General features: G+C 59.4%; 14 protein-coding genes. 10 read left to right on the plus strand and 4 right to left on the minus strand.

The genetic code is table 11. The annotated features are described in order from the left end of the window. Positions 1–22: 22 nt before the first annotated feature. Positions 23–385 (minus strand): ATP-dependent Clp protease adapter ClpS, encoded by a 363-nt coding sequence (gene clpS, locus BM046_RS12605; RefSeq protein ID WP_090540098.1) that lies wholly within the window; start codon positions 383–385, stop codon positions 23–25. A gap of 228 nt (positions 386–613) precedes the next feature. On the opposite strand from clpS, the gene cspD reads away from it, so the two are divergent. Beyond that, a complete protein-coding gene (cspD, locus tag BM046_RS12610) occupies positions 614–871 on the plus strand; it encodes a cold shock domain-containing protein CspD (protein WP_090539998.1) in 258 nt (85 codons plus the stop codon). Positions 872–969: 98 nt separating this feature from the next. On the opposite strand, the gene icd is transcribed toward cspD, so the two are convergent. After that, the gene (gene icd / locus BM046_RS12615) at positions 970–2226 is read right to left on the minus strand and encodes an NADP-dependent isocitrate dehydrogenase (protein ID WP_090539999.1); all 1257 of its coding nucleotides are present in this window, start codon (positions 2224–2226) and stop codon (positions 970–972) included. 327 nt (positions 2227–2553) lie between these two features. Between icd and BM046_RS12620 the strand changes: the two genes are divergently transcribed. The 9 genes from BM046_RS12620 (at position 2554) to BM046_RS12660 (ending at position 11412) form a co-directional block, all read left to right on the plus strand. Continuing rightward, positions 2554–2988 carry an NUDIX hydrolase gene (locus tag BM046_RS12620; RefSeq protein WP_090540001.1) on the plus strand — a complete coding sequence of 145 codons (435 nt, stop codon included), beginning with the start codon at positions 2554–2556 and terminating at the stop codon, positions 2986–2988. A gap of 1 nt (position 2989) precedes the next feature. Further along, on the plus strand, positions 2990–4117 hold the full coding sequence (gene mnmA, locus BM046_RS12625) for a tRNA 2-thiouridine(34) synthase MnmA (protein WP_090540003.1): 1128 nt from the start codon (positions 2990–2992) through the stop codon (positions 4115–4117). Then, positions 4114–4734 (plus strand): high frequency lysogenization protein HflD, encoded by a 621-nt coding sequence (gene hflD, locus BM046_RS12630; RefSeq protein WP_090540005.1) that lies wholly within the window; start codon positions 4114–4116, stop codon positions 4732–4734. The genes mnmA and hflD overlap by 4 nt, the downstream gene beginning before the upstream one ends. A gap of 62 nt (positions 4735–4796) precedes the next feature. Beyond that, entirely contained in the window at positions 4797–6167 is a 1371-nt protein-coding gene (purB, locus tag BM046_RS12635) for an adenylosuccinate lyase (protein ID WP_090540007.1), read from the plus strand. 92 nt (positions 6168–6259) lie between these two features. Beyond that, positions 6260–7450 carry a ribosomal protein uL16 3-hydroxylase gene (locus tag BM046_RS12640; protein ID WP_090540008.1) on the plus strand — a complete coding sequence of 397 codons (1191 nt, stop codon included), beginning with the start codon at positions 6260–6262 and terminating at the stop codon, positions 7448–7450. Continuing rightward, a complete protein-coding gene (locus BM046_RS12645; RefSeq protein ID WP_090540010.1) occupies positions 7443–7871 on the plus strand; it encodes a GNAT family N-acetyltransferase in 429 nt (142 codons plus the stop codon). Before BM046_RS12640 ends, BM046_RS12645 begins: the two co-directional genes overlap by 8 nt. Positions 7872–7920: 49 nt before the next feature. Next, on the plus strand, positions 7921–8736 hold the full coding sequence (locus tag BM046_RS12650; protein ID WP_177197864.1) for a secretin N-terminal domain-containing protein: 816 nt from the start codon (positions 7921–7923) through the stop codon (positions 8734–8736). A 441-nt stretch (positions 8737–9177) separates the two neighbouring features. Then, positions 9178–10776 carry an isocitrate lyase gene (locus tag BM046_RS12655; RefSeq protein WP_090540014.1) on the plus strand — a complete coding sequence of 533 codons (1599 nt, stop codon included), beginning with the start codon at positions 9178–9180 and terminating at the stop codon, positions 10774–10776. Between the two features lie 189 nt (positions 10777–10965). Beyond that, complete coding sequence (locus BM046_RS12660; RefSeq protein ID WP_090540016.1) at positions 10966–11412, plus strand: acyl-CoA thioesterase; 447 nt, start codon at positions 10966–10968, stop codon at positions 11410–11412. A gap of 89 nt (positions 11413–11501) precedes the next feature. Here the strand turns inward: BM046_RS12660 and BM046_RS12665 are convergent, their stop codons facing one another. Next, positions 11502–12464 (minus strand): OmpA family protein, encoded by a 963-nt coding sequence (locus tag BM046_RS12665; RefSeq protein ID WP_090540019.1) that lies wholly within the window; start codon positions 12462–12464, stop codon positions 11502–11504. Positions 12465–12559: 95 nt separating this feature from the next. Then, positions 12560–13141: an RNA polymerase sigma factor SigX gene (sigX, locus tag BM046_RS12670; protein ID WP_090540021.1), complete on the minus strand. Its 582-nt coding sequence runs from the start codon at positions 13139–13141 to the stop codon at positions 12560–12562. Between the last annotated feature and the right edge of the window lie 21 nt (positions 13142–13162).

A 13162-nucleotide genomic window follows, 5' to 3' on the forward strand; every position in this document is an offset into this window, starting at 1 on the left:
ATCATCAAGCGACATTGTTCGTCTAGGCTTCCCGTTCAATCTGACACATAAGCGGGTGCTGACATTCCCGGGCGTATTCATTCACTTGAGCCGCCTTGGTTTCCGCCACATCCTTGGAGTACACACCACAGACTGCTTTACCTTCAGTATGGACCTGAAGCATCACTCGTGTAGCCGATTCGCGGTCCAGAGAGAAAAAAACTTCGAGTACCTCCACCACGAAATCCATCGGTGTGTAATCGTCATTCAGCATGACCACCTGATAGCGTGGCGGCGGCTTGAGTTCGGGCTTTCCGGTCTGGACAGCCAGATCACCCTGGTCCTCATGCTCCGGTTGACCCGGCATCTGCATAAAGGTTAGTTGAATTTCCATCGTTGCATAGATCTTGTGTGTCGGTTTGAGGCCATGAAAACCCCACCGTTGCGCTGTGCGCGGCAGGTTCATGAGTGAAGTATGCATCAGGCTACAGGCAAAATGTGCGCTGGTACACAGCTTGCCAGCACCCAACTTGACTTAAAATGATCCACTGTTAAAAAGTGTAACAGGCGTGCCCTGTATACGCTTAAGTGTATCGGGCGTTGGTTATGTTTGGGGACAGCAGAGGAATGCAGCATGGAGATCGGCAAGGTCAAATGGTTCAATAATGCCAAGGGGTATGGCTTCGTCGTCGCGGAAGGACGTAACGAAGACCTCTTCGCCCATTATTCTGCCATCCAGATGGATGGATATCGCACGCTCAAGGCCGGACAGCCTGTGCAGTTCGAGATCATTCAGGGCCCCAAGGGTCTGCATGCCGTCAACATCCAGGCGTTGGGTGAGCCGGTACGCAGATCGGAAGCCCCCGCCAGCGATCTGGCAACTGCCGAGTAACCACAACCGCCCGCTCCTCCTGCTGTAACGGGCACTCCAGATACACACAAGCCGGCAAATGCCGGCTTGTGTCGTTCTGCAGTCGGTAAGGCAGATGCTTACATTGCAGCAATCACATCGTCACCGAACTCGGAGCACTTGCGCAGCTTGGCACCGTCCATCAGGCGCTCGAAGTCGTAGGTAACGGTCTTGTTGGCGATGGCGCCTTCCACACCCTTGATGATCAGGTCGGCGGCTTCCACCCAACCCATGTGACGCAGCATCATCTCGGCGGACAGAATCAGGGAACCGGGGTTCACCTTGTCCTGACCGGCGTACTTGGGTGCGGTACCGTGGGTGGCTTCGAACATGGCAACCGAGTCGGACAGGTTGGCACCGGGAGCAATACCGATACCACCTACTTCGGCAGCCAGGGCGTCGGACAGGTAGTCACCATTGAGGTTCAGGGTGGCGATCACATCGTACTCGGCCGGACGCAGCAGGATCTGCTGCAGCATGGCGTCAGCAATGGCGTCCTTGACAATGATGTTCTTGCCGGTGTTGGGATTCTTGAACTGCATCCACGGGCCGCCGTCCAGCAGCTCGGCACCGAACTCGTCGCGAGCCACTTCGTAGCCCCACTCCTTGAAGGCACCTTCGGTGAACTTCATGATGTTGCCCTTGTGCACGATGGTCACCGAGCTGCGGTCGTTGTCTACCGCATACTGCAGTGCCTTGCGCATCAGGCGCTTGGTGCCCTGCTCGGATACCGGCTTGATGCCGATACCGCAACCTTCGGTAAAGCGGATCTTGGTGACGCCCATTTCCTCGGTCAGGAACTTGATCACCTTCTCGGCTTCAGGGGAGCCTGCCTTCCACTCGACACCGGCGTAGATGTCTTCGGAGTTCTCGCGGAAGATGACCATGTCCACGTCGCCGGGGTTCTTCACAGGGCTGGGGACGCCGGTGAACCAGCGGACCGGACGCTGACAGACATAGAGGTCCAGCTGTTGACGCAGCGCCACGTTCAGCGAACGGATACCGCCGCCCACCGGCGTGGTCAGGGGGCCCTTGATGGAGACAACGTAGTCCTTCACAGCTTCCAGGGTTTCTTCCGGGAGCCAGGTGTCCTGATCGTAAACCTGAGTGGCTTTCTCGCCGGCGTAGACTTCCATCCAGGAAATCTTGCGCTTGCCACCGTAGGACTTCTCAACGGCAGCGTCGACGACTTTCATCATGACGGGAGAAATATCGACACCGATACCATCACCTTCGATGAAGGGAATGATCGGGTTGTCAGGAACGTTCAGGGAAAGGTCGGCATTAACGGTAATTTTGTCGCCGCTGGCCGGCACCTGGATCTTTTGGTATCCCATTTGTGACTCCGTTGTCGTTGTCAATGAAGAACCCGGAGGCTTGTTCCGGGTCGTAAGAATACGGCACTGGTGGGGCCGTATTGTTGTAGTTTTCCTACATAAAGTCACGCACTTTATAGTGGCGACCTCGATAATACGTCTGTTTCAGGGAATTGGCCATGGCGCGAACTCAAAGAATGTAGTGCGACTACATTTCTCGCTACAAGCGCCGCATACAGCATCTTGGCTGGTTTTCTCGGCAAATCCAATAGGCATATAGATGATGCCGGAAGATTTCACCACTGACGCTGTTTGCGTTACCCTATCGCCCTTAATCGGGAGTCATGCATGCGTTTTCTACCCCACGTTACCGTTGCCACCATTGTAGAGCGGCAAGGACGGTTCCTCATGGTTGAGGAGATCAGCGGCAATTCAGTGGTTTTCAACCAGCCCGCCGGGCACCTGGAGGCAGACGAAAGTCTAATGCAGGCTGCTCTGCGCGAAACCCTTGAAGAGACCGCCTGGACCGTCGAACTCACCGGCGTTACCGGCATCTATCTGTTCCGGGGCGCCAATGGCGAAACCTATCAGCGCACCTGTTTCTCGGCCGATGCCCTGGAGCATCAGCCCGAACTGCCGCTGGATGACGGCATTCTCGCAGCCCACTGGCTGACCCTCGAGGAAATCCGCGCCCGCGAATCACGACTGCGCAGCCCCCTGGTGCTGCAGTGCATACTGGACTATCTGAACCGGCCGCGTTACCCACTGGATCTGATCCGCTGACATGAATACACAAGCCAAGCCCCCCGCTGATACCCGGGTCATCGTCGGCATGTCCGGCGGTGTCGACTCCTCCGTTTCCGCTGCCCTGCTGCTGGAGCAGGGATATCAGGTGGAGGGGTTGTTCATGAAGAACTGGGACGAGGATGACGGCACCGAATACTGCACCGCCAAGGAAGACCTGGCCGATGCCCAGGCAGTGAGCGACAAGCTGGGCATCAAGCTGCATACCGCCAACTTCGCTGCGGAATACTGGGACAACGTGTTCGAGCATTTCCTGGAGGAGTACCAGGCCGGACGCACGCCCAACCCGGATATCCTGTGCAACCGGGAAATCAAGTTCAAGGCCTTCCTCGAGTACGCCCTGTCGCTGGGCGCCGATCTCATCGCGACCGGCCACTATGCCCGCCGTGCGGATCGCGATGGCCAGTCGCTGCTGCTGCGCGGGGTCGATACCAACAAGGACCAGAGCTACTTCCTGCACGCCGTGGGCGGGGAGCAACTTGCACGCACCCTGTTTCCTGTGGGCGAGCTGGAAAAACCCGAGGTGCGGCGCATCGCGGAAAGGTACGAGCTGGCGACCGCACGCAAGAAGGATTCGACCGGCATCTGCTTCATCGGGGAGCGTCGCTTCAGCGACTTTCTCAAACGCTATCTGCCCGCCCAGCCCGGCGAGATCCAGACCACCGACGGCAAGGTCATCGGCCGCCATCACGGCCTGATGTACCACACCATAGGTCAGCGCCAGGGGCTGGGCATCGGCGGCCTGCAGGGGGCCAGCGATGACCCCTGGTACGTGCTGCGCAAGGATCTGGACCGCAACGTACTGGTGGTCGGCCAGGGTAATGATCACCCCTGGCTGTTTTCCAGTGCACTCGAGTGCTCGCTCATCTATTGGGTCAACCCCATGGACATACAGGAGCCCCTGCGCCTCACAGCCAAGGTCCGCTATCGCCAGCCGGACCAGGACTGCACACTGGAACCGGCCGAAGGCGGCTGGCTGATTCGCTTCGATGAGCCTCAGCGAGCGGTGACACCGGGTCAATCCATCGTCTTCTATCAGGGCGAGGTGTGTCTCGGCGGTGGCGTCATCGAGACCGCCATTCCGGCATTCAGCGAGGCCCAGGCATGACCGGGTACGAAGAGCAGGCACTGGCTCTTGGCGGCATCTTCGAGGCTGCCATCCAGGTAGACAAGCTGGCCCGCAGCGGCCAGTACGCAGAGGGGCCCGCGGCCTGCCTGGTGCAGAGCATTCTGGAGCGCTCCCCTGCCACTACGCTGGATGTGTATGGTGGCTCCCACCATCAGATCCGTGGCGGCCTGCAGGCCCTGGAAGCCATGCTCGAGCGCGATACCGCTGCCCTGCAACGCGATGCCCTGCGTTACGCCATGAACCTGATCGCACTGGAACGCCAGCTGGATAAGCGTCCCGACATGCTGGAGGTGTTGGGGCGGCGTCTGCAGCAGGTGGAAAATCAGGTAAGCCATTTCGGCCTGCTGCACGATAACGTGATGGCCGCGCTGGGCGGTGCCTATCAGGATACCCTGAGCACCCTGCGCCTGCGTATTCAGGTGCATGGCGACATGCGCCACCTCCAGCAGCCGGACATCGCCAACCGCATTCGGGCCCTGTTGCTGGCCGGGATTCGCTCGGCCCGCCTGTGGCGACAGCTGGGCGGTCACCGCTGGCAGCTGCTGCTGTCACGCCGCAAGCTGCTGGAGGCGGTCAGAACGATTCTCAACGGCTGAAGGAATAGCGCGGATGATGTATAATTTGCGCCTTTCTGCCAGCCCTATAGATGAGATCCTTCATGCAACTGTCCTCCCTGACTGCCGTATCTCCCGTTGATGGCCGTTACGGCAGCAAGACTGCCTCCCTGCGCAGTATCTTCAGTGAATATGGTCTGCTCCGCTTCCGCGTACAGGTTGAGGTGCGTTGGCTGCAGTGTCTGGCTGCCCATCCCGGCATCCCCGAGATCAAGCCTTTCTCCGCCGAGGCCAATGCCCTGCTCAACAGTCTGGTAGACAACTTCCAGCTGAGTCATGCCGAGCGCATCAAGGAGATCGAACGCACCACCAACCATGACGTCAAGGCGGTGGAGTATCTGCTGAAGGAAGAGGCCAAGGCCCTGCCCGAACTGGATGCCGTCGCCGAGTTCATCCACTTCGCCTGCACCTCCGAGGACATCAACAACCTGTCCCATGCCCTCATGCTGCGCGCCGGGCGTGACGAAGTGGTACTGCCAATGATGCGCCGGATTGCCGACGAGATCCGCAATCTGGCCGTACAGTTTGCTGATATTCCCATGCTGTCCCGTACCCACGGCCAACCGGCTTCCCCGACCACACTGGGCAAGGAGATGGCCAACGTGGTGTATCGACTGGAGCGCCAGATCGCCCAGATCGAGGCCGTACCGCTGCTGGGCAAAATCAATGGTGCCGTCGGCAACTATAACGCCCACCTGTCCGCCTACCCTCAGGTGGACTGGGAGGCCAATGCCCGCAGCTTCATCGAGGACACACTGGGGCTGACCTTCAACCCCTACACCACCCAGATCGAGCCGCATGATTACATCGCCGAGCTCTTCGACGCGGTGGCGCGCTTCAACACCATCCTCATTGATTTCGACCGAGATGTCTGGGGTTACATCTCCCTGGGCTACTTCAAGCAGAAGACCGTGGCTGGCGAGATCGGCTCCTCCACCATGCCGCACAAGGTCAATCCGATCGATTTCGAGAACTCCGAGGGCAACCTGGGGATTGCCAATGCCATCCTTCAGCACCTCGCGAGCAAGCTGCCGATCTCCCGCTGGCAGCGTGACCTGACCGACTCCACCGTGCTGCGCAATCTGGGCGTCGGCTTCGCTCACGGGGTTATAGCCTACGAGTCAACTCTCAAGGGAATCAGCAAGTTGGAAGTGAATATTCAACGAATTGCTGAAGACCTGAACAACAGCTGGGAAGTACTCGCCGAACCCGTGCAGACGGTCATGCGTCGCTATGCCGTGCCCGAGGCCTATGAGAAACTCAAGGAGCTGACCCGGGGCAAGGGCATCACCCCGGAAGCCATGCAGGCCTTTGTCGACAGTCTGGAGATTCCGCAGGAGGCCAAGCGCGAACTCAAGGCATTGACCCCGGCCAGCTACATCGGCAATGCCGCCGCACAGGCACGTCGGATCTGAGCTGCCGCGCTGCCCGGTCCAGGACCGGGCAGCAACCCTGAGCAAGCCCCCATCGCCACTCCACCCGCTCCAGCGCTCCGCGAGGCACCGTCATGACCCTTTCCGCATCCACCCTGCCCGGCGGCATGTCCGCTGAAGAGTTTCTTCGCGATTACTGGCAGAAGAAGCCTCTGCTCATCCGCCAGGCCTTTCCCGGGTTCGAGAGCCCGCTGTCCGCAGACGAGCTGGCCGGCCTGTCCCTGGAGGAGGAAGTCGAGTCGCGGATCGTACTCGAGCATGGCGCTACGCCCTGGGAGCTGCGCCGTGGTCCTTTCACCGAGGACAGCTACCGCGACCTGCCGGCACGGGACTGGACATTGCTGGTGCAGGCCGTTGACCAGTTCGTGCCGGAGGTTGCGGAGCTCCTCGATCAGTTCCGCTTTCTACCCAGCTGGCGGATCGATGATCTGATGATCAGTTTCGCCGCTCCGGGCGGCAGCGTCGGCCCGCATTTCGACAACTACGACGTGTTCCTGTTACAGACCCATGGTCATCGACGCTGGAAGGTCGGCCAGATGTGCGACAGCGACAGCCCCCTGCTCGAGCATCCGGACCTGCGCATTCTGAGCGACTTCCAGCAGCAGCAGGAGTGGGTGCTCGAGCCTGGCGACATGCTCTACCTGCCGCCGCGGCTGGCCCATTACGGCATAGCCGAGGACGAATGCATGACCTGGTCGGTCGGCTTCCGCGCCCCCAGTCATGCCGAGGTGCTGACCCACTTCACCGACTTCCTGGCCCAGTATCTGAGTGACGAGCAACGGTATGGTGACGCGGACCTGTCCCTGCCCGCCGACCCCGCGCAGATCGACGAACAGACCGTCGAGCGCCTGCAGCAGCTGGTTCTGGGGCTGGTTCAGGACCGGGAAGCGCTGGGCACCTGGTTCGGCCGCTTCATGACCGAACCGCGTTACCCGGAGCTTGTCCAGACGCAGGAACTGGACCCGGGACTGCTGCACGAGCTGCTGGCCAGCGGCTACGGGCTGGTGCGCAACCCGAGCGCGCGACTGGCCTGGCGCCAGGAGCGGCAGGACTACCTGATGCTGTTTGCCAGTGGCGAACACTGCATTCTGCCCCTGCACCTGCGTCCCCTGGTTCAGCTTATCTGCAACGGGCGCTATCTGGGCGCCGAGCAGCTGGCACCCTGGAGCGATGACGCTGAAGCCATGGAGCTGCTGCAGCAATTGCTCGGCAAAGGGGATCTGCTCCCCGAGCAAGACAGCGAGAACGAGGATGACGATGACTGAACCCCTTGTCCAGGTGGTGGAATGGTCGCGCACCCCGGCGCTGCGTGACATCCGCCAGCGCGTGTTCGTCGATGAGCAGCAGGTACCTGCGGAACTCGAGTGGGACGCGCATGACGCCGATGCCACGCACTTCCTGCTCACCGTCGAGGGTCGCCCCCTCGGTACCGCCCGCCTGCTCGCGGATGGTCATATTGGTCGCGTCGCCCTCCTTGCCAAGGCCCGTGGACAGGGGTTGGGCGAGCTGCTGATGCGCGCGGTCATGGCCCATGCCCGCAGCAAGGGCCTGCCGCGGCTGGCGCTGTCCGCCCAGACCCATGCCCTGGGCTTCTATCAGCGGCTCGGCTTCAGCGTCTGCTCCGAGGAGTATCTCGACGCAGGCATCCCCCACCGGGACATGTGCCTGCACTGGCCCACCCCATAATCGCAGTCTTGCTAGACTTGGGGCAGATCCCGATATCGAGAGCCCTGCGATGAAAGCACTCCCTCTGCTGATCTGGCTGCCCCTCCTGGTCCTGGCCAACACACTCGCATATGCTGCCCCCAGGACCGAGATCATTCCCCTCGATTACGGCATGGCCGAGGACCTGCTGCCGGCCCTGCAGCCGCTGCTGCATCCGGACGAGCGGGCCTCGGCCTACGGCAATCAGCTGATCATCCGCGCCGAGCCGGAGCGTCTGCAGGAAATCCGCGCCCTGCTCAGCGACCTCGATCGCAGGCCGACACGGTTGCGCATCAGCGTCGCCAATGCCGGCACCGGTGCCGCCAGCGAGCAGGGATACCAGATCGACGGGCGCATTCGCACCGGCGCCGGGGATATCGTCGTGGGCCAGCCTCGGGGCGGCAACCAGGCCCGCATCATACGCCGCGAAACCAGCCATGCTGACGACGGGGTACGGGTCATAGTGGCCAACGAGGGGTATCCGGTATTGATCCAGACGGGTCAGAGCATCCCCCTGACCACCACCACGACCAGTATCTACGGTCAGGTCATGCAGCAGACGGAGTATCACGACGTGACCTCGGGCTTCTACGCCACTGTGCGTTTGAACGGAGACACGGCCACCATCAATCTGAGTTCCAACCATGATCGCCAGAGCACCGCCGGGCGCGGTGTTGTCGACGTTCAGCGTACCGACACCGTGGTCAGCGCCCGGCTGGGCGAGTGGGTCACCATAGGTGGTGTAGACGACCTGGAAAGCGGTCAGCGCAGGGATGTCGGCCGCCGGATCACCACCCGCAATACCGCGCAGCAGAGCATTCGCCTGATGGTCGAACGGCTGGACTGAGTTTTGTTATAGATTTGTAGTGTTGTGTATTAATCACTACAAACACATTGACTTCTTTTCTGCTAAGTCGCATTATTGCCCCGCTCCCGCTAGCCAGAGCCCCTTACGGGCTCCGGATGAACTCCTGAACCTACGGAGTCATTCGTGTCCTTACCGCCCACAAGGCAGTTCGACGAGGTTGCGACTGGAACGAAGTTGTCCTGAGGGACGGGGAAGCGAACCAAACGAACAGACTGCATGACTCAGGCAGAACGCCGCCAGCGCCAGACGCAGGCAGTGTCTCCGACTCACGACGGGCTGAACGTCACCCTCTCCTCTCTCCTGTCATTCTTCAATTCCAGTCACTGTTTCGACGCACTGCGGAGTGCCGCGCCCAGGCCAAGGCTGTGGGTTCGGGGTCGACTAACGTCAGAACCAAACGCACATTTTGAAGGATTGACCATGTCAGCTTACCAAAACGAAATGAAAGCTGTTGCCGCACTGAAAGAAGCCGCAGGTAACGGCTGGAGCGCAATCAACCCGGAATACGCCGCTCGCATGCGCATTCAGAACCGCTTCAAGACCGGTCTGGACATTGCGAAGTACACCGCCGCCATCATGCGCAAGGACATGGCCGAGTACGATGCTGACAGCAGCGCTTACACCCAGTCCCTGGGCTGCTGGCACGGCTTCATTGGTCAGCAGAAGCTGATCTCCATCAAAAAGCACCTGAAGACCACCAGCAAGCGCTACCTGTACCTGTCCGGCTGGATGGTCGCTGCACTGCGCTCCGAGTTCGGTCCCCTGCCCGACCAGTCCATGCACGAGAAGACCGCTGTCTCTGCACTGATCGAGGAGCTGTACACCTTCCTGCGTCAGGCCGATGCCCGTGAACTGGACCTGCTGTTCACCGCGCTGGATGACGCCCGCGCTGCTGGCGACAAGACCAAGGAAGCTGAAATCCTGGATCAGATCGACAACTTCGAAACCCACGTTGTGCCGATCATCGCCGACATCGACGCCGGTTTCGGTAACGTCGAAGCCACCTACCTGCTGGCCAAGAAGATGATCGAAGCCGGCGCGTGCTGCATCCAGATCGAAAACCAGGTTGCCGACGAGAAGCAGTGTGGGCACCAGGACGGTAAAGTAACCGTTCCTCATGCCGAGTTTCTGGCCAAGATCAACGCTGTTCGCTACGCCTTCCTCGAACTGGGCGTTGATGACGGCGTCATCGTTGCCCGTACCGACTCCCTGGGTGCCGGTCTGACCAAGCAGATCGCCGTAACCAACGAACCCGGCGACCTGGGCGACCAGTACAACAGCTTCCTGGACGGTGACTACATCACCAGCGCTGACGACATCGAGAACGGCGACGTGGTCATCAAGGCCAACGGCAAGCTGCTCAAGCCCAAGCGCCTGGCCTCCGGTCTGTTCCAGTTCCGCGAAGGTACTGGTGAAGACCGCGTGGTTCTGGACTGCATCACCTCCCTGCAGAACGGCGCTGACCTGCTGTGGATCGAAACCGAGAAGCCGCACGTTGGCCAGATCGCCAACATGGTTAACCGCATCCGCGAAGTGGTGCCCAATGCCAAGCTGGTTTACAACAACAGCCCGTCCTTCAACTGGACCCTGAACTTCCGTCAGCAGGTGTTCGACGACTGGGTTGCCCAGGGCAAGGATGTTTCCGCCTACGACCGCAACAACCTGATGAGCGTAGAGTACGACGGAACCGAGCTGTGCAACGAAGCCGACGAGCGCATCCGCACCTTCCAGAAGGACGCGTCCCGCGAAGCCGGCATCTTCCACCACCTGATCACTCTGCCGACCTACCACACTGCCGCGCTGTCCACCGACAACCTGGCAAAAGGCTACTTCGCAGAGGAAGGCATGCTGGCCTACGTGAAAGGCGTTCAGCGTCAGGAGATCCGTCAGGGTATCGCCTGCGTCAAGCACCAGAACATGGCCGGCTCCGACATCGGCGACAACCACAAGGAATACTTTGCTGGTGAAGCCGCTCTGAAAGCCGGTGGTAAAGACAACACCATGAACCAGTTCGGCTGATAGCTGACGGTTCAAGGGCTGCGGCCCGGTGTTGAGGAGAGGCCACCTTCGGGTGGCCTTTTCCGTATGGGCGCTGGCAAGCTGCTGTCATGCCCGTGCAAAGGTAGCGTACAATACGCGATTCATCGTCGAACCTGCGGCCCTGCCCCAGGGGTTTTCGACTTCATGCAGCAGCAGGTTTTTAGAGAAATGGCACGCTTACATTTGGAATTTCCGGAAGATCAGTTCTACTTCACTACGCAGCTGACCGTCCGCATCACCGATATCAACTCAGGCAAACATCTGGCAAACGACTCCATGATCTCCATGATCTCGGAAGCCAGAGCGCGCTTTCTTTACCAATTCGGCATCGAGGAAGTCAGCGTCAATGATGTAGGCATCATAGTTACCGATCTGGCCACCACCTACCGGCGTGAAGCCTTCGCTCGGGAAACCCTGGTGTTTGAAGTGGGCCTGATGGACCTGAACAAGTATGGCGGCGATATCATCTTCCGCATCACCAAGGCGGAAAGTGGTGAGCTGGTGGCTCTGGCCAAGTCCGGCTTCGTGTTCTACAACTTCCTGGCAGCCAAGGTAACACCCATGCCGGAAGACTTCCGCCTGCGCTTCCCCGGCGTCAATCAGATCGAGGGCTGACTTAACCGGGCCGATCCGACAGAGTCCCGCTTCCCCTCAGGTATAAAAAACCCGGTCAGATGACCGGGTTTTTTGTTGGTGGAAACCGATTAACGAACTTCAACCTGGGTTTCTACTTCAGCTTCTACGCGACGGTTCATGGCGCGGCCATCGTCAGTGCTGTTGTCAGCAATCGGACGGGACTCACCGTAGCCCACAGCGTTAACGCGGGAAGCTTCAACACCTTCGTCGATCAGAGCCTGACGTACGGAGTTCGCACGACGCTCGGACAGATTCTGGTTGTAGGCGTCGGAACCGACGGAGTCGGTGTGGCCTTCAACAGTGGTGGTGACCGACGGGTAGGTACGCATGAACTCGGCCAGGCTCTGGATGTCCTGACGGAACTCGGGGCGAATGGTGTCGCGGTCGAAGTCGAACTTGACATCCAGCTCTACGCGTACGGATTGCATTTCAGGAGCCGGTTCCGGAGCCGGAGCGGGAGCCGGAGCCGGTTCGGCCTGCGCTACTACCGGAGCGGGCTTGCTGCCGCCGAAGTTCAGACCCAGACCCACGCCGGCCTGCCATTCGGTGTTGCCATGATCCAGACCATGCAGCACGTCCAGACCGGCCTTGACGAAGAAGTTCTCGTTCAGATAGTTCTTCACACCAACACCGGCCAGAGCCATGGTGGTACGGTCACGCTGGCTGGTGAAGGGCTGGTCCAGCTCCTGATGACCGAAGCCACCGGAAACGTAAGGACGGATGGCGCCCTGCCCGAAATGGTGAACGGCCTCCAGAGTAGCCATGCGGCCATCAATGCTTTCACCGGTGATGTCGGATTCCAGGCTCTTGTAAGTACCCAGGGAGGCGCTCAGCATGGTGTCGTCGGTCAGGAAATAACCGAGGCTGCCACCTACCAGAGTGCCGTCGTCCAGATTGCGCATGCTGTCGGTGAAGTAGCGCTTGGCGAACGCCTCAACTTCGACCGAGCCAGCGCTCTGAGCCATCACCGGAAGCGCAGATCCCGCGATAGCTGCACTTACTACGATACCTACTGTATTTTTCAATTTCATCTGTGAATCCCCGTTAAATCCATTCGGACGTTAGGTTTGCGCAAAACTTCAGACGCATTATAGCAGAACCGGAATAACATCAATAGATATTCGCACTAAAATGGATTGCTTATATGCTTCTTCAGCTTCTCCAAGGCACGCTTGTAACGCATCTTGGTAGCACTGAGGCCCATATTCATAATGTCCGATATCTCTTGAAACTCCAGTTCTGCCACAAAGCGAAGCACCAGTATTTCCCGGTCCACCTGATTGACGTGTACCAGCCAGTGATCAAGCCCCTTGCTGTCCACTGCAGGCTGCTCCGGCTCCTGCGCTTCTTCCTGAGTATCCAGGCTCAGCGCGTCGTACAATCGCCTCTTCCGCTTGTCTTTGCGATACTGGGTAATGCATTCGTTATAGGTGATACTATATAGCCACGTCTTGAACTTGGCCTTGCCTTCGAACTGCTTGAGCCCATGAAGGACCTTCAGCATCACCTCCTGACATACATCATCAGCATCCCTCTCGTTGCCCAGATATCGCGCGCATACATTAAAGAGCGTACGCTGATATCGGCGCATCAACTCCTCATAGGCAACGGTAGTATGAAAAAGTTCACGCTTAGCACGAACTACCAGTTCTTCATCCGTCATTTCAGATAGCTGGATTCGGTTGCGCGTTGCGGACGAACTGGTCAAAACGGGATCATCATCACAGTG

This window comes from Halopseudomonas formosensis (assembly GCF_900115905.1).
GTDB classification, from domain to species: domain Bacteria; phylum Pseudomonadota; class Gammaproteobacteria; order Pseudomonadales; family Pseudomonadaceae; genus Halopseudomonas; species Halopseudomonas formosensis.